General features: G+C 71.2%; 13 protein-coding genes. 6 read left to right on the forward strand and 7 right to left on the reverse strand.

The genetic code is table 11. The annotated features are described in order from the left end of the window. Positions 1 to 139 precede the first annotated feature (139 nt). Positions 140 to 421, reverse strand: coding sequence for a hypothetical protein (locus ACGFI7_RS15315; protein WP_393404316.1), 282 nt, complete (start codon positions 419 to 421; stop codon positions 140 to 142). Positions 422 to 612: 191 nt separating this feature from the next. After that, the gene (gene lon / locus ACGFI7_RS15320; protein WP_393404319.1) at positions 613 to 2,973 is read right to left on the reverse strand and encodes an endopeptidase La; all 2,361 of its coding nucleotides are present in this window, start codon (positions 2,971 to 2,973) and stop codon (positions 613 to 615) included. Positions 2,974 to 3,147: 174 nt separating this feature from the next. On the opposite strand from lon, the gene ACGFI7_RS15325 reads away from it, so the two are divergent. From ACGFI7_RS15325 to ACGFI7_RS15340, 4 genes are all read left to right on the forward strand, one after another. Further along, positions 3,148 to 4,398, forward strand: coding sequence for a sensor histidine kinase (locus tag ACGFI7_RS15325; RefSeq protein WP_393404322.1), 1,251 nt, complete (start codon positions 3,148 to 3,150; stop codon positions 4,396 to 4,398). Next, positions 4,395 to 5,051, forward strand: a complete 657-nt coding sequence (locus ACGFI7_RS15330; RefSeq protein ID WP_393404324.1) for a response regulator — start codon at positions 4,395 to 4,397, stop codon at positions 5,049 to 5,051. Before ACGFI7_RS15325 ends, ACGFI7_RS15330 begins: the two co-directional genes overlap by 4 nt. 296 nt (positions 5,052 to 5,347) lie before the next feature. Continuing rightward, the gene (locus ACGFI7_RS15335; protein WP_393404326.1) at positions 5,348 to 6,706 is read left to right on the forward strand and encodes a phenylacetate--CoA ligase family protein; all 1,359 of its coding nucleotides are present in this window, start codon (positions 5,348 to 5,350) and stop codon (positions 6,704 to 6,706) included. Between the two features lie 349 nt (positions 6,707 to 7,055). Next, on the forward strand, positions 7,056 to 7,808 hold the full coding sequence (locus tag ACGFI7_RS15340; RefSeq protein ID WP_393404329.1) for an alpha/beta hydrolase: 753 nt from the start codon (positions 7,056 to 7,058) through the stop codon (positions 7,806 to 7,808). Positions 7,809 to 8,028: 220 nt separating this feature from the next. On the opposite strand, the gene ACGFI7_RS15345 is transcribed toward ACGFI7_RS15340, so the two are convergent. From ACGFI7_RS15345 to ACGFI7_RS15355, 3 genes are all read right to left on the reverse strand, one after another. Continuing rightward, the gene (locus ACGFI7_RS15345) at positions 8,029 to 9,177 is read right to left on the reverse strand and encodes a hypothetical protein (protein ID WP_393404331.1); all 1,149 of its coding nucleotides are present in this window, start codon (positions 9,175 to 9,177) and stop codon (positions 8,029 to 8,031) included. Between the two features lie 375 nt (positions 9,178 to 9,552). Further along, positions 9,553 to 10,179 carry a DUF4180 domain-containing protein gene (locus ACGFI7_RS15350; RefSeq protein ID WP_393404333.1) on the reverse strand — a complete coding sequence of 209 codons (627 nt, stop codon included), beginning with the start codon at positions 10,177 to 10,179 and terminating at the stop codon, positions 9,553 to 9,555. A 365-nt stretch (positions 10,180 to 10,544) separates the two neighbouring features. Continuing rightward, positions 10,545 to 10,946 (reverse strand): helix-turn-helix domain-containing protein, encoded by a 402-nt coding sequence (locus ACGFI7_RS15355; RefSeq protein WP_393404336.1) that lies wholly within the window; start codon positions 10,944 to 10,946, stop codon positions 10,545 to 10,547. Between the two features lie 374 nt (positions 10,947 to 11,320). Here ACGFI7_RS15355 and ACGFI7_RS15360 point away from each other — a divergent pair, with 374 nt between their 5' ends. Then, complete coding sequence (locus ACGFI7_RS15360) at positions 11,321 to 12,718, forward strand: MFS transporter (RefSeq protein WP_393404338.1); 1,398 nt, start codon at positions 11,321 to 11,323, stop codon at positions 12,716 to 12,718. On the opposite strand, the gene ACGFI7_RS15365 is transcribed toward ACGFI7_RS15360, so the two are convergent. After that, positions 12,700 to 13,929, reverse strand: a complete 1,230-nt coding sequence (locus ACGFI7_RS15365) for a cytochrome P450 (RefSeq protein ID WP_393404340.1) — start codon at positions 13,927 to 13,929, stop codon at positions 12,700 to 12,702. The genes ACGFI7_RS15360 and ACGFI7_RS15365 overlap by 19 nt on opposite strands. Before the next feature lie 66 nt (positions 13,930 to 13,995). Here ACGFI7_RS15365 and ACGFI7_RS15370 point away from each other — a divergent pair, with 66 nt between their 5' ends. Beyond that, a complete protein-coding gene (locus ACGFI7_RS15370) occupies positions 13,996 to 15,348 on the forward strand; it encodes a hypothetical protein (RefSeq protein ID WP_393404343.1) in 1,353 nt (450 codons plus the stop codon). A 13-nt stretch (positions 15,349 to 15,361) separates the two neighbouring features. Here the strand turns inward: ACGFI7_RS15370 and ACGFI7_RS15375 are convergent, their stop codons facing one another. Then, positions 15,362 to 16,870 carry an alkaline phosphatase D family protein gene (locus ACGFI7_RS15375; protein WP_393404345.1) on the reverse strand — a complete coding sequence of 503 codons (1,509 nt, stop codon included), beginning with the start codon at positions 16,868 to 16,870 and terminating at the stop codon, positions 15,362 to 15,364. Positions 16,871 to 16,930 lie beyond the last annotated feature (60 nt).

A 16,930-nucleotide genomic window follows, 5' to 3' on the forward strand; every position in this document is an offset into this window, starting at 1 on the left:
TCGAGGGAGAGAACGGTCAGCGGGCCTGGCGGGCGGTCATGCGCCCCATGCGCAGGCGACAACACCGGCCGGATCGGTGAAACGCGTGTCCCTCGGTCATGCTCATGCCAACGACGCCCGGCGCCGGACCTATTCCGCGCTACACCGTGATGTCGATCACCTTGTACGGGTCGCGCAGCGGCCGCACCCGGCCCGCGAAGTCCGCCTTGATCGCCCGCATGAGCGGCCCGGGCTCGTAGAAGCGCCCCTTGGTCTCCCCGTACGGCTGGAGCCAGCCCTTGGCGGCCAGGTCACGCAGGTCACGGGCGGCCTGACCCTGGCTGAGCCTTTCGTCGGCCTGGCAGCGGCTGCGGCGCAGCCGGCGGTTGACGAACACCTCGTAGAGAGCGGAGACGGTCAGGGTGTTGAGGCCGTCGTCCACGACCCGGCCGTGGCGGTGCGGCGGGCCCGGGACCTCATCCCCGGGGTGGGGCCGAGCTGTGGCCGGAGGCGACCCACTCGATCGCGGGCCAGTTCGCCCCCGAGGTCGGCGAGCGGGTGCTGGAGTTCACCGCCTCGCTCCCGTGACGCAGTCGGACGCCCCGCCGTGGCGGGGCGTCCGACTGTGCGGGGTCAGGCGGCCACGCCGCCGGCCACCCGGGCCGGGGTGAGCGCGATCTCCAGGACCTCGCGCACGTCGCTGACCGGGTGGATGGTCAGCTCGTCGCGGACCTCCTGGGGCACGTCGTCCAGGTCCGGCTCGTTGCGGGCCGGGATGAGCACCGTGGAGATGCCCGCCCGGTGCGCCGCCAGCAGCTTCTGCTTGACGCCGCCGATCGGCAGCACCCGGCCGGTGAGCGAGATCTCGCCGGTCATCGCCACGTCGCCGCGGACCTGCCGGCCCGACAGCAGCGAGGCCAGCGCCGTCGTCAGCGTCACGCCCGCCGACGGGCCGTCCTTGGGCACGGCGCCCGCCGGGAAGTGGATGTGCACCGAGCGGTCCTTCAGCGCGGTGACCGGCAGCTCCAGCTCCGCGCCGTGGGACCGGAGGTAGGACACCGCGATCCTGGCCGACTCCTTCATGACGTCGCCGAGCTGCCCGGTCAGGGTCAGGCCGGTCTCGCCGGTCTCCGGGTCGGCCAGCGACGCCTCCACGTACAGCACGTCGCCCCCGGCCCCGGTGACCGCCAGGCCGGTGGCCACGCCCGGCACCGAGGTGCGCTGGGCGTTCTCCGGCAGCGATGACTCCGGCACGAACCTGGGCCGGCCCAGGTAGGTCGTCAGGTCGTCCGCGCCGACCGCGATCGGCAGCTCGTCGCCGGCCGCGATCTTGCGCAGCACGCGGGCGATCGAGCGCTCCAGCGACCGGACCCCGGCCTCGCGGGTGTACTCGGTGGCCAGCCGGCGCAGCGCCGCGTCCTCGACCGTGACCTCCCCGGCCGTCAGCCCGGCCAGCTCCAGCTGGCGGGGCGTCAGGTGGTCGCGGGCGATGGCGACCTTCTCGTCCTCGGTGTAACCGTCGAGCGTGACGACCTCCATCCGGTCCAGCAGCGGGCCGGGGATGGCCTCCAGCACGTTGGCCGTGGCCAGGAAGAGCACGTCGCTCAGGTCGAGCTCGACCTCCAGGTAGTGATCGCGGAACGTGTGGTTCTGCGCCGGGTCGAGCACCTCCAGCAGCGCGGCCGTGGGGTCGCCGCGGTAGTCGGCGCCGACCTTGTCGATCTCGTCGAGCAGCACGACCGGGTTCATCGAGCCGGCCTCGCGGATGGCGCGGACGACGCGGCCGGGCAGCGCGCCCACGTAGGTGCGCCGGTGGCCGCGGATCTCCGCCTCGTCGCGGACGCCGCCGAGCGCGACGCGGACGAACTTGCGGCCCATCGCGCGGGCGACCGACTCGCCGAGCGAGGTCTTGCCGACGCCGGGAGGGCCCGCCAGGGCGAGCACGGCGCCGCTGCGGCGGCCGCCCACCACGCCCAGCCCCCTGTCCTGGCGGCGCTTGCGCACGGCCAGGTGCTCGATGATGCGGTCCTTCACGTCGGACAGGCCCGTGTGGTCGGCGTCCAGCACCTCGCGGGCGCCGGTGATGTCGTAGTTGTCCTCGGTACGCACGTTCCATGGCAGGTCGAGGACCGTGTCGAGCCAGGTGCGGATCCAGCCGGTCTCCGGCGACTGCTCGGAGGTCCGCTCCAGCTTGTCGACCTCCTTGAGCGCGGCCTCGCGCACCTTCTCGGGCAGATCGGCCGCCTCGACGCGGGCGCGGTAGTCCTCCTCCTCGGTCTCGGCCGAGTCGCCGTTGAGCTCCTTCAGCTCCTTGCGCACGGCGGCGAGCTGCTGGCGCAGCAGGAACTCGCGCTGCTGCTTCTCCATGCCCTCCTGGACGTCCTTGCGGATCGTCTCGGCGACGTCCAGCTCGGCCAGGTGCTCGCGGGACCATTCGATCAGCTTGCCCAGCCGGTCGGCGGGGTCGGCGGCCTCCAGCAGCTCGACCTTCTGGGCGGTGGACAGCCACGGCGTGTAGCCGGAGCTGTCGGCCAGCAGCGCGGGGTCGTCGATCTGGTTGACCTGGTCGACCACCTGCCAGGCGCCGCGCTTCTGCAGGATCGTGGTGGCCAGGGCCTTGTACTCCTTGGCCAGCTCGTGGGCGCGCTCGCCCGCGGCCACCGGGTCGACCGTCGCCGCCTCCACCCACAGGGCCGCGCCGGGGCCGGTGGTGCCGGCGCCCACGCGCATCCGGTCGACGCCGCGGACCACCGCGGCGGGCTCGCCACCGGGGAGTCGCCCGACCTGCTCGACGACCGCCCGCACGCCGACCGCGCCGTAGCGGCCGTCGATGCGGGGAACGAGGAGCACCTGCGGCTTGTTGCCACCGGATGCCTGGGCCGCGTCGATCGCGGCGCGCACCTCGGAGTCGGACAGGTCCAGCGGAACCACCATGCCCGGAAGCACGACGGCGTCGTCCAGCGGCAGAACCGGCAGGATCAAGCTCTCACTCATGCGAACTCCAAAGGGTTGAGTTATACCGACTCAATTCATTGGAGCCACGTAATGTTCCCTTGCTTGCCGATGTTCGCTCAGAGCGAGCGTAATGATGTAAGCCGTACCTGAGGGTGAGGGCGGATCAGACCTTGGTCCGACGCGTGGCGGGCGCCCCGCTCGTAGGCTTTGACCGTGTTCTCGGCAGTGCTGGACTCCATCCCCCTGGCGCTCTACCGGGGCGCGGCCGACCCGCCCGCACGCCGGTCCCGCTGGCTGGCCATGCGGATGCCGCGCTGGCTCGGGCTGCTGCCGTTCCGCACGATCGACCTGGTCCGCGTCGCCGACACGCTGCTGGCCCTGATCCTGTTCCTGACCACCTACGACCGCACCGTCAATACAGGCGTCCCGATGGCCCTGGTCTACGTCTCGGCGCTGGGGGTCGCGGTCCCGCTGGTGCTGCGCGACCGGCGGCCGCTGGCGGCCTGGCGCTCCTCGCTGGTGCTGCTCCCCGCGGGGGTCTGGGTCTCGTTCGAGACGGGGGTCCGGTACGAGAGCAATCCCTACACGCCCGAGATGGTGATCTCCTACCTGCTCGTGGCCTACGCGCTGGCGGTGCGCTGCGACCGGCGGATCACCGGCACGGCGTGGGCGGTCAGCGTGCTGGCCACCTGGATCATCTTCCCCAACAGCGTCCCGCTGGGGTCGATCATGGTCGGCGCCGTCATGCTGTTCGGCTACAACGTGCGGCTGCGGCGCAGCGCCACCGAGCGGCTCGTCCTGGAGGAGCGGCGCAGTCAGGAGGCGATGGGCGCCCAGGCCGTGCTGGAGGAGCGCGCCCGCATCGCCCGCGAGCTGCACGACGTGGTGGCCCACCACATGTCGGTGATCGCCATCCAGGCGGAGGCGGTGCCGCTCAAGGCCGCGGGCGACCCCGCCCAGCTGGAGGAGGGTCTGGCGGGCATCCGGGCGCTGTCGCTGGAGGCGATCGCCCAGCTCCGCCAGGTGCTCGGCGTGCTGCGCGACGAGGAGGGCCGCACCGACACCGCCCCGCAGCCCGGCCTGGCCCAGGTCGAGGACCTGATCGCCAACGCGCGGGCGGCCGGGCTGTCCGTGCTGGTCAAACGGCCCGAGTCGCTGGAGGGGGTGCCCCAGGCGGTGGGGATGTCCGCCTACCGGATCGTCCAGGAGTCGCTGAGCAACGCCATGCGCCACGCCCCCGGCGCGACCGTGGTGCTCGACATCGGCCGCGACGACCACGGCGTGCGCCTCCACATCACCAACGGCCCCGGCTCCTCCCCCGCCCGCTCGCCCGGCGCCGGCCACGGGCTCGTCGGCATGCGCGAGCGGGCGGCGCTGCTCGGTGGCACGCTGGAGGCGGGGCCGGTCCCGGTGGGAGGCTTCCAGGTGACCGCGGTGCTGCCGATCGGACGGGGTTCAGCGTGATACGGGTTCTCATCGCCGACGACCAGGGCATGGTCCGCACCGGGTTCACCGTGTTCCTGAGCGGCCAGCCCGACATCGTGGTCGTGGGCGAGGCGGCCGACGGCCTGGAGGCGATCCAGCGGGCCGCCGAGCTGGAGCCCGACGTGGTGCTGATGGACGTGCGGATGCCGGTGATGGACGGGCTGCAGGCCACCCGGCGGCTGCTGTCGTCCGGCTCGGCGTCCAAGGTGCTCATCCTGACCACGTTCGACCTCGACGACTACGTCTACGAGGCGTTACGGGCCGGCGCCAGCGGGTTCCTGCTCAAGGACGCCTCGGCCGTCCAGCTCGCCGAGGCCGTCCGGGTGGTGGCGGCCGGCGACGCGCTCATCTCGCCGGGCGTCACCAAACGGCTCATCCGCGAGTTCGCCCGGCTCGGGCCGCGCCCGGCCCCCGCGGCCGCCCGGCTGAGCGAGCTGACCGAACGGGAGAGCGAGGTGCTCACCCTGGTCGCCCAGGCGCTGTCCAACCAGGAGATCGCCCAGAAGCTCGTGGTGGCCGAGCAGACGGTCAAGACCCACGTGGGGCGGGTGCTGATGAAGCTGGGGCTGCGCGACCGGGCCCAGGCGATCGTCTACGCGTACGAGACGGGGCTGGTGCGACCGGGCGAGTGAGGGGGGTGATGGCTCCGATCCTGGATGCCTCTGGCGTCCGCCCGGTGCCGTGTGTCTTCGGGCGTCGGCCGGTTCGCGCAACCCCTGACCACCGTTCCACGTGTCACCCACGTACCCCCTGAACATCCGCAGATCCCGCATGCTCCCTGGCCTTGGCGGGGTCCGCGTAAGACCAGGCGTCCGCTGTCCCGCCTCCCCCGTGGGCGCCCGTCGTTCCCGCGTTGTCCGGGGCATCCACTGGTCTCGCTGGGTTCTGGACGGGTGACGGGGGGCGGTCGTGGTCGTACAGTCGGCTGATGGACCTGGTCAAGCTGTTCCATGACGTCGTGGAGACGGTGCCCGCGTACCGGGCGTTCCTGGCGGAGCACGGCGTTGACCCCGCCCAGATCCGGACATTTCAAGATTTCGTACGTCTGCCGATGACCAGCAAGGACACGTACACGCGGCGCCATCCCCTGCCCGACCTGTGCCGTCATGGGGTGATCGGTGACATCGTCGCGGTGTCGTCCGGGTCGACCGGTGAGCCGGCGTTCTGGCCGCGTACCGCCGCCGACGAGCACGTCATCGCGGCCCGCTTCGAGGAGGTGTTCCGCGACTCCTTCGCCGCCCGCGAACGACGCACGCTGGCCGTGGTCTGCTTCGCGCTCGGCACCTGGGTGGGCGGGCTGTTCACGGTCGCCTGCTGCCGCCGCCTTGCCGAACTCGGCTACCCGGTGACGGTGGTCGCGCCGGGCAGCGACAGGCGGGAGATCCTGCGGGTGGTGCCGGAGCTGGCGCCGCACTTCGACCAGGTGGTGCTGCTCGGCTACCCGCCCTTCCTGAAGGACGTGATCGACGCCGGGCTGCCCTGGTCCCGCTGGAACGTCAAGCTGGTCACCGCCGGCGAGGTGTTCAGCGAGGAGTGGCGCACACTGGTGGCGTCCCGCGCGGGCATCGCCGACCCGGTGCGCGGCATCGCCTCCCTGTACGGCACGGCCGACGCAGGGGTGCTGGGCAACGAGACGCCGCTGTCGGTGGAGCTCCGCCGCTTCCTCGCGGAGCGGCCGTCCGCCGCGCGGGAGCTGTTCGGCGAGTCGCGACTGCCCACGCTGGTGCAGTACGACCCGGAGGTGCGCTTCTTCGAGGAGCACGACGGCACCCTGCTGTTCACCGGCGACAACGGCATCCCGCTGATCCGCTACCACATCGCCGACGACGGCGGCCTCATCCCGTACGAGCGGCTGCTGTCCTTCGCCCGCGACCACGGGCTGGAGCCGTCGGCGCCCGGCCCCGAACGGCCCTTCGCGTACGTCTTCGGGCGGAGCCGGTTCACCGTGTCGTACTACGGGGCGAACGTCTACCCGGAGAACATCTCCGTGGGGCTGGAGCAGCCGGAGGTGGCGGGGCTGGTGACGGGCAAGTTCGTGATGGAGGTGGCGGAGGACGAGCACCGCGACCGGCAGCTGACGGTCACCGTGGAACTGGCCCCCGGCGAGAAACCCACGGACAGCACGGCAGCGGCGGTGGGCGTGTCCATCCTGGCCCAGCTGCGGCGGCTCAACAGCGAGTTCGCCCACTACGTGCCCGAGGCCCGCCAGACTCCGGTGATCCACCTACGCGAAACCGGCGACCCGGACTACTTCCCTCCCGGAGCCAAACACCGCTACACCCGCTGAAGCCCTCGCTCCAGTTGCCCGGCACATCCGCTGAGACGCTGCCCTGGGAACCAGGCACATCTGCCGACCGCCTCGCCTCACATGTTCGGCACACCCACCGATCCCCGCCGGTCGCCGTCGCCGGTCGCCGGTCGCCGGTCGCCGGTCGCCGGTCGCCGGTCCACGATGACCTCCCGGGCTGCCCACCGCAACGCTCCCGCGCCGGGCAGCCCTCGGGTGGACCGCCCCACCCCCCGCCCGGGGGTCCGCAGGTCATCCTCGCCCCGCTGACATCCCTCCCCAGTACTACGTGGAAGATCCGCCCGTGCGGTGACGCGGAACCAGGGGCCGGCTCCGTAGCTTCGACGTCATGCGATTCAGGCACGGGATCCTCGGCATGGTCGCGCTCGGCGCGCTGCTCGTCCCACCCACCCAGTCCAGCGGCCGGCTGGTCCGGGTCTACGGTGATGTGGCCACGGCCGACCGGGTAGCGGTCATCGTGCCGGGTGCCGACATCACCGTGGAGACCTTCGACACCGGCAGCCACCGCCCGGGCGGTTCGGCCCGCGCTCTCCTGGCGGAGGCGTCCAGCCAGTCCCCCGGCACCCGCCTGGCGGTCGTGGCCTGGCTGGGCTACGAGTCGCCGCCCACCTGGAGCCTCGACGTCGTGACGGACTTCGCGGCCGACGAGGGGGCAGGGGCTCTTCGTCGTACGGTCACCGACCTGCGCCGCCAGACCACGGCCCCCATCGCGCTCCTGTGCCACAGCTACGGCTCGGTGGTCTGCGCCAAGGCCACCGCCACCGGCCTCCCGATCGCCGACCTGGCCCTCGTGGCCAGCCCCGGCCTGGAGTTCGACGCCGCCACCTTCACCCCCGCGCGGGTGTGGGCGGGCCTGGGCTCGAACGACTGGATGAGGTTCGTCCCGAAGACCAAGCTGGGCCCCCTCGGCTTCGGCCAGGACCCGATGGCCCCCGCCTTCGGCGCCCGCCTCTTCGACGCGGGCGAGAGCGGCCACAGCGACTACTTCCGCCCCGGCACCACGTCCCTGCGCAACCTCACGCGAATCGCGTTAGGCCACCCCGACGAGGTCACCCAGCGCCCCGAGCCTGGGCATGCATGACCCGTCCGCACCTTGCCATCCGTGGGATTTCTCCACGCCGTCCAGTGAGCTCCCGCACCGTCCAGTGCGCCTCCACCGGCACCATTCCTAGCTTCCGCCGCACGGTCCGGTGGGGCCTCCACCGGCACCATCCCGTGAGCTTCCCCACACCGTCCGGTGGGCTTGCTTTCGTGCCGTCCGGTGAATCCGCCTTCCGGCTCAGGTTGTGGGCGTATTCAGGTCAGCCCACCTCACCCGTCCCGCCAGCCGCCTCGGCGGCGGCTTCGGCAGTCGAGCGGCCTGGTGCTTCCAGCGCCGTTTCGGACGTGCGGGTCAAGGCCTGGACGATCAGCAGTCGCGCGGCGTCTCGTGCCGACTCGGGCATGGATTCGATGACCCTCTCCGCGGCGAGGATCCTCTCTACCTCGAGAGGATGCGAGAAGAACGCGAGGACTTCACGAGACGACGTCTCGGAGTTCTTCAGGACGGCCTGAGCGATGAAACCAGCCACCGCCGCCCCTGCGGCAGAGACGACAGAGACGGCCACGGCGGAGGCCACATTGTCGGCGAACAACGAAAACGCACCGGCCGCGACCAAGAAGGAGAATCCCACCAACAGAGTGGCCAGCGTCGTCTGACGCGTCGAGCTCGCGTAATTCAATACCAACTTGTGATACAGCTGGAGCTGATCCCTATTGTCACGCCATAAAGCACGCAGGGTCAGTGAGTCGTCGACCGGCAGGTCCCGTTCCCTGATGTCTTTGAGGACTTGCTGATTCTCAAAGGTGCGCCGCTTCTCATTCCGTACGTACCAGAAGAGCAGGGCTGCAGCGAAAATCAGTGCGACGGCGAAGCCGCTGCGCAGCAGAAGGTCGTTGGTCGCCTCGTCGACCGCTCGGCCTGCTGCGACCTCCTGTTGCCAGGTCGCCTCACGCCGCGTATCCCTGGTCCGCATCTGCTCAGCGGCGTTCTGAGCTTCCGCCCGTGCACGGTCGAGTTGAACCGTCAACCGTTCTATGAGGTCGGTGGTGCCCTTCGATCCACGGGCTTCGTTCGCGAGGGTAGCCTGCGCTACCTGAACCTCCGCCCGAGCTTCCTCCTCAGACGCCCGGGATTCGGCGAATTTGGCGAAAGCATCAGCCGCGATACCCCTGGCATGGTCGTACGCCTGCAAGGCGGCGTACCGCTGATTGAACGCGGGCCAGACAATCAGCGCGACCAAGGCTATGACGCAGACCCCCAGGAGCGTTCCTATCTTCCTGGTGGCAGAAAATTCCGAGGAGCGCCGCCATACCTGCAGCCGGCCTTCGGCGATCCTGTCGGATGAAGCGTCCGCCCCCTCCGGACCGACGGGATGTCCCGCATCCTTCTCCAGCCTGGCGTCACTCATCGAACCTCGGACATTCCACAAGAACGAAGCGCCGGTAGGTAGCCGCGCAGGGCCGCGAGAAGGCCGACAACGAGATGCCCTCCGCAAGGTCTCACAACCCCGTTGCTGGATCATTCTGTCAGTGATCGACAGCGCTGAGACAGGGGGTGGGAGTTGATCGTCCTTCGCGGTGTAGATGACGCGCTCCGCACCTCGGGTCCGGCCCGAGGGAAATGCAAGCTTCATGGTCGTGATGCTGCCGGGGGGCAGTCTCTCGCAGAACGGCCGCATCCGCTGCGGTGAGCGCTCGGATCGCGTCATGTCGCCCCCGCGAGATCGCTCCCCTTCGCTGCGGCCCCTGCCAGAGGCCTCCGCGATTCGGGCCTCGTTCTGGCATCAAGCGCCCGCAACGGGTTCGTCGGAAGGATGCTCCTCGTCCGAAAGGCGGTCCTCGCCGGGGAGGCGGTCGCGGAGGGCTTGCAGGTCGGGGAGGAACCAGAGCTCGTCGCCGCGGTTGGCTTCCCGTATCCAGTCCCGCAAGGCCGTGCTGGAGGAGATGTGCTGGGAGATGTCGCCTATGACGGCGACCTTGATGCGGTAGTTGGCGAACTTCTGGATGACCTCGCCGGCGACGCGGGTGCTGAGACGCCAGAAGTCCTCGTGCAGCCTTTCGACGGGGATGGCCACCAGATGGGCGCGCTGATACCAGGCGTCACCGATCAGGTCGAGGGCGTCGCGCTCGGTCCGTACCGTCGGCCCGTCCGCCTCGCACATCATTACGCCGGGCATCGGGGCGGTGGCGGCGGGGTGGTCGGACTCGTGGGTGTGGGTGGCGGAATGGTCAGGGCTCGAAAGGACAGGTGCGGGACCTCCGGACATCGGAGCAGTAGCGGCGGGGTGGTCGGGCTCAGGGGTGTGGGTGGCGGAATGGCCGGGGCTCGAAAAACCAGGTCCGGGATCGCCGGGCGTCGGGGTGGTGCGGGCGGGGTGGTCGAGGTTCGCAAGGGCGGGGCGGTCGGGCATGCGGGCCTCCAAGGGTGGGATCTCCATCGGTTATGAGCTGACGGGTCCGGTTATGGGTTGGCGGGTCATACGTCTCGCGGGTCGAGCAAGGCATGCCGCCGGCAGGTCAATTTGCAGGTGAGGCAGGGCCAGCGGGCGACGGGCAGGGCGAGCGGGTTGAGGAAGGCAGGGGCCGTCGGCTGGGCGGGCGGGCTTCGGTAAAGCAGGGACGGGCGGTGGGCTGGGGTGGTCGTGCAAGCGGGCAGGGGCGGTCGGCGGGCTGGGTGAGCGGGTTGCGGAAGGGCAGGGGCGGGCGACGGGCCGGGATGGTCGTGCGAGCGGAATGGGACGTGCAGGCTGGGCTTCGAGGTGAGCGGCGGGGCGGGTTACTGCTTGATCAGGCGGTCTATAAGGCGGAGTGCTTGGGCGGTGGCTTCCAGGTCGCCCAGGATGATGACCTTCAGGCGGCCGCGTTCCTCGTCGTACACGACCTCCGCGCGAACCCCGGTGGGCTGGCTTCCGAGGGAGGCCAGGAGCATGGTGCTGACCCGGTCCATGCCGGCCCGGTCGATGCCGTCGACGTGGACGACGGTCGACGCCTCGGCGTGGCGCTGCGTGCGGGGTGGGGCGAGCGACAGGCCGGTGAACGCCTCGAGGTCGTCGCGGGCGATCCGGTACTGCTTGCCGATCTTCACGGCCTTCAACCGGCCGTCGCGGACGTAGGCGCGGACGGTCTTGACGTGCAGGCTGAGCAAGGTTGCCGCCTGATCGACAGTGTAATGTTCCATATCACTCCCTAAATTACCTTATAGAAGGGAGTAACAGAGAATTTTGCGCCGTCGATGACGCTCCGTTCGACTGTCGGAGGCGGGGCGTACGTTGGCCCGTATGGACTTGATCGAGCATGACGCCTCGGCGCCACCTCCCCGCTCCACCACCCAGCGCGACATCGCGGGATCGGGGAAGAACGTCGAAAGCGTCATCCGCTCCTTTCGCGGCCGGGTGGTCGTCATGGCCGGTTCCGTGGGCGACCCTCGTGCGCGGCCCTCATGCGCGGCCCTCATGGTGCGTCGGGCCGACGAGCCGATGGCGTGTCAGGTGACCGCTGACCTGCGGGGAATGACAACGGTCATGGTCTGTGCTGCTGCGTGGGGAGGTGCGTATGGACAACGGCCACATCGAGCTCCGGTCGGCGCGCGGCCGGTGGGTGCTGGCGGCGACCGTGCTGGGGTCGGGGCTGGCGATGCTCGACAGCACGGTCGTGAACGTCGCGCTGCCGTTCCTCGGCACCGAGCTGGAGGCCGGCATGTCGGGCCTGCAGTGGACGGTGAACGCCTACACGCTCACGCTGGCGGGCCTGATCCTGCTGGGCGGCTCGCTGGGTGACCGGTTCGGCAGGCGCCGGGTGTTCCTGATCGGCACGGTGTGGTTCGCGCTGGCGTCGGCGCTGTGCGGGGCGGCGCCGTCGATCGAGTTCCTGATCGCGGCTCGGGCGCTGCAGGGGGTGGGCGGGGCGCTGCTCACGCCGGGCTCGCTGGCGATCATCCAGGCGTCGTTCGCGAAGGCCGACCGGCCGCGGGCCATCGGCGCCTGGTCGGGGCTGGGCGGGGTGGCGAGCGCGGTTGGGCCGCTGCTGGGCGGGGCGATGGTGCAGACGATCGGCTGGCGGTGGGCGTTCCTGATCAACCTGCCGTTCGCGGCGCTGGTGCTGCTGGTGGCGGCCCGGCACGTCCCGGAGAGCCGGGACGAGCAGGCGGCGGGCCGCTTCGACGTCCTGGGGTCGGCGCTGGCCGCGCTGTCGCTGGCCGGGATCACGTACGGGCTGATCGAGCTGGACGCGCCGGTGCCGCTGATCGTGGGCGTGCTGCTGGGTGCGGCGTTCGTGGCGCTGGAGTGGCGCAGGTCGCCGGACGCGCTGGTGCCGGTGGGCCTGTTCGCCGATCGGGTGTTCACGGCGGTGAACGTGGTGACGCTCGTCATGTACGGGGCGATGGGCGTGGTGTTCTTCCTGCTGGCCGTGCAGTTGCAGGTGGTGTCGGGGTTCTCGCCGGTGGCGGCGGCGTCGGCGATGCTGCCGGTCACGGTGCTGATGCTGCTGCTGTCGCCGCGGGCGGGCGAGCTGGCCAAGCGCTACGGGCCGCGCTGGCCGATGACGGGCGGGATCCTGCTGGCGGGCGCGGGGTTCCTGCTCATGAGCACGATCGGGCCGGACGCCTCGTACGGGTGGCACGTGCTGCCGGCGGTCACCGTGTTCGGGCTGGGGCTCTCGGCGGCGGTGGCGCCTCTGACGGCGACGGTGCTGGCGACCGCCGACGACCGCTACGCGGGCACGGCGAGCGGGGTGAACAACGCGGTGGCGCGCACCGGCGGGCTGTTCGCGGTGGCGGCGGTGCCGCCGCTGGTGGGGCTGGTCGGCGACGCGTTCCAGGACCCGGGCGTGTTCGACGCGGGGTTCCGGACGGCGATGCTGGCCAGCGCGGTGATGATGGCGGTGTCGGCGCTGATCACCGCCGCCACCATCAGGGAGAACGTGCTCGACCCTCAGCAGGTGAAGGCCTGACTCCGGACGCTGTTGTCGAAGTTGGACACGAGCAGCTCGGGCTCGCCGACGGTGCGGATGTCGGGGAGCCTGGTCAGCAGCTCCTTGTACATGGTGCGCAGCTCCTGGCGGGCCAGGTTGGCGCCGAGGCAGAAGTGGGGGCCGGGGCCGCCGAAGCCGACGTGCGCCTTGGTCTCGCGGGTGATGTCGAACCGGTCGGGGTCGGGGAAGACGGACTCGTCGCGGTTGGCGGAGCCGTAGAAGAGCACCACCTTGTCGCCCTTCTTCAGCTCCAGCCCGCGCAGCGAGTAGTCCTGCGTGACCGTGCGCCTGAACTGCATGATCGGCGAGACGTAGCGGACCATCTCCTCGATGGCGTTGCCGATGTGCGCGTCGAAGTCGCTCATGAGCAGCTCGCGCTGGGCGGGGTTGTCGGTGAGCAGCTTGAGGCCGTGGGCCATGGTGTTGCGCGCGGTCTCGTTGCCGGCGACCAGCAGCAGCGCGAAGAACGAGCCGAGCTCGCGGTAGGTGAGCTTCTCGCCGTCGGGGTTGGCGGTGACCAGGAGCGAGACCAGGTCGCCCTTGGGGTCGGCGGCGCGTTCGTGGCCCAGCTTGATCACCATGCGCTGGAGGGCGAGCAGGGCCAGCATGTTCTGCCCGGCCATCTGGACGGTGCGGGCCAGGCTGGGCCGGATGCCGGTGTAGGCGGTGGAGATGTCGACGTGCTTGTGGACCCGTTCGCGCCACTCCTGCGGGATGTCGAGCATGTCGCAGATGACGTGGATGGGGAGCCGGGCGGCGACCTGGTCGACGAAGTCGCGCGGCCCCCGGTCGATGACGTCGTCGACGATGCCCCGGCAGGCGTCCTCGATGCCGGACTGCAGCCCGGCGAGCATCTTGGGGCTGAACGAGCGGGTCACGATGCGGCGCAGCCGGGCGTGCCGCGGGTCGTCCATGTTGACCATGGACTCGCCGAACACCTGCTTGACCCAGCCGGGCGGCTCGGGGTTGGTGACGGCCGGCTCGCTGGAGAAGACCTTGGCGTTGCGGCTGGCCTCGACCACGTCGGCGTGTCGTACCAGCGCGTAGAAGCCGGCGCCGGAGCGCAGGAACGGCACCTTCTTCTCGGGGAAGAACACCGGGTGCTCCAGCTGCCGGAGCCGGGCGAACGCCTCGTGCCGCTCCTTGAGCGGCCTGCGCCAGAAGTCGAGATCAGCGAGGTCGATGTCCACGAGCTCATCCTGGCACGTTCCCGTGGCGTTCAATCCCGGTTCGGATCTCCAGGACATCACTGATGTGTGAATGTTCTGCTCACCGCCTGCCTGGTCCTTCCCCTCGCCGCCGGTACGGGCGCGACAGCGGCCGCGGCGTGTTCCGGATCTCCTTCCGACTTCGACGGCGACGGGCGCCCCGACCTCGCGGTGGGCGCCCCGTACGACGACAGGCGGGCCGGTTCGGTGACCGTGCTGTACGGGTCGGGCCGGGAGCAGCGGCTGGTCCAGGACGACCCGGAGCCGGGTGACGCGTTCGGGGCGGCGCTCGCCGTGGGCCACTTCGACGGTGACCGGTGCGCCGACCTGGCGGTGGGGGTGCCGGACGAGTTCGTGGGCGAGCGGGTGCCGGGCGCGGACGGGAACGGGGTGGTGCTGCTCTACCACGGATCCCGCGGCGGGCTGCGGCCGGGACAAAAACTGTCGCTCGCCGGCCCGTCGAGCGACCGGTTCGGGGCGGCGCTGGCCGCGGGTGACCTCGACGGGGACGGCAGGGACGAGCTGGCCGTGGGCGCGCCGGGTCTCGGCCGTGGCGGCGGGGTCACGGTGTACTGGATGAAGGGTCGCGAACCGTACCGGATCACTCAGCGCTCCGGCTGGGTGCGGCAGGCGGCGCGGGCCACCGACGGGTGGGGCGAGACCCTGGCCACCGGCGACTTCGACGGCGACGGACGCGACGAGCTGGTGGTGGGCGCGCCCGCGGACACCGTCACCAAGGACGGGCAGGGCTCGGTGACCGTGCTCGACCCGCGCCGGCGGCGGGCGGTGCGGGTCACCCAGAGCTCGCCGGGCGTCACGGGCGCGGCGGAGAAATGGGACGCGTTCGGCGCGGCGCTGGCCACCGGCGACTTCGACGGAGACGGCCGGGACGACCTGGCGATCGGGGTGCCCGGCGAGGGGCTGACGGCCGGGCAGCGGGCGATGGACTACGGCGACGGCGCCCTGCACGTGCTGCACGGGACGCGGAACGGGCTGCGCGGCGCCCGGTCGGAGATGTGGACGCAGCGGCTGCTGAAAGGCGAGCCGCGGTACTACGACCGGTTCGGGACGTCGCTGGCCGCAGGGGACTTCGACGGCGACGGGAACGACGACCTGGCGGTCGGGGTGCCGGGCGAGAACTCCGTGCAGGTGATGCCGGGCTCGCCGCGGGGCGGGCTGTCGCGGTACGGGGACGTGCGGGTGATGAGGAAGGGCGGCACGGTGTCGGCGCTCCCGGCGGCCGGCGGCCGACCGGCCACGCTGGTGATCGCCGCGCCGGCCGACGGAGTGGTCACGTACGTGCGGGGGGTGCGCGGGGGCGGGAAGGCACTGCGCTTCGGCAAGCCACGCGAGCGGGGCTCAGGAGATGGGCTGTTCGGCTGGGCGCTGGCGGCCCGCTGACGCCGCAACGGGCTCAGGCCCCCTGGACTGCCTCGATGGTCGTGCGGTGGGAGGTGCGGGCCGGGGCGCCCCGGCGGCTGACATGGTCAAGGGTGCGGAAGTCGACGGACAGCTCGTCACCCGTCAGCCGGGCCATGAGGTAGCCGCGCCGCTGGTCGATGTAGGAGATGTGCGGGTTCTCCGCGAGGGAGTCGGCGATCCAGGCACGGTCGCGGTAGCCGTCGCCGTCGCTGGCGATCGAGGTGGCGACCAGCTCGCGGGCGACCACGGGCGAGTCCGGGTCGTCGAAATCGATCTTCAGGTCGGCCAGGTGGTGCATGTGGGCGTCGCCGGTGAGGACGACCGGGTTGGCCGTGCGCGACATGGCGTCCAGGAGGCGGACGCGCTCGGGGGCGTAGCCGTCCCAGGAGTCCAGGTTCACGTCCCGGCCGGGGCCGGCGCGGTAGTCGCGGTGGGTCATCAGGATCTGCTGGCCGAGCAGGTTCCAGCGGGTGCCGGAGCTCTGGAGCCCGTCTTCCAGCCAGCGCCACTGGCCGTCGCCGAGCAGGGTGCGGCCGGGCGACAGGCGCTCGTCGCATCCGGAGCGCACGCCGTCGGAACAGGCCTGGTCGTCGCGGAACTGCCGGGTGTCGAGCAGGTGGAAGCGGGCGAGTGAGCCCCAGGAGACGCGCCGGTTCACCCGGATGGCGGCGCCGCGCAGGCTGTCCCGGCGCAACGGCATGTTCTCGTAGTAGGCACGGAAGGCGGCTGCCTTGCGCCGGTCGAAGCCGGGGGCGCCGGTGCTGGACACGGGGCCGGCCCAGTTGTTCTCCACCTCGTGGTCGTCGAAGGCCACCAGCCACGGCGCGACGGCGTGCGCGGCCTGCAGGTCGCGGTCGCTCTTGTACTGGGCGTGCCGCGTCCGGTAGTCGGCCAGGGTGGCGCACTTGCCGGGCGAGTGGCTGCGGACCCGTTTCCCGGACAGCGCGGTGTAGCCGTTCGGCGCGTACTCGTACAGGTAGTCGCCGAGGAACACCACCAGGTCGGGCTCCTGCTCGGCCAGGCGGCGGTAGGCGGTGTAGTAGCCGTGCTCGAAGTGGGCGCAGGCGGCGACGGCGAACGCCAGCGGCGTCTCCAGGTGGGCGGCCGGGGTGGTCCTGGTGCGGCCCTCGGGAGAGAGCCGGCCCTCGGCGCGGAAGCGGTAGAAGTACTCCCGGCCCGGTTCCAGGCCTTCCAGTTCGACGTGCACGCTGTGGGCGTCGCGGGCGCGGGCGGTGACCGTACCGGAGGCGACGATCCTGGAGAAGCGCTCGTCGGCGGCGACCTGCCAGCCGACGTCCACGTCGCGGGAGGGCATGCCACCGAGCCCGGCCCCGCCGAGGGGGTCGGTGGCCAGCCGGGTCCAGAGCACGAACCCGCCGGTGGACGGGTCCCCGGAGGCGACGCCGAGGGTGAAAGGGTCGGATCTGAGCGTTCTGGACGGCATGCCGGTCTGCGGGACGAGGAGGCCGGCGGCCGTCGCGAGGAAGGATCTGCGGTCCACATCTCAGGTATGTCCGCGCCCGCCGACCAGGTCGTGACGGCGAGGTCAAAGCCGGATGAA

This window comes from Nonomuraea sp. NPDC048826, assembly GCF_043198225.1.
Lineage (GTDB): Bacteria > Actinomycetota > Actinomycetes > Streptosporangiales > Streptosporangiaceae > Nonomuraea.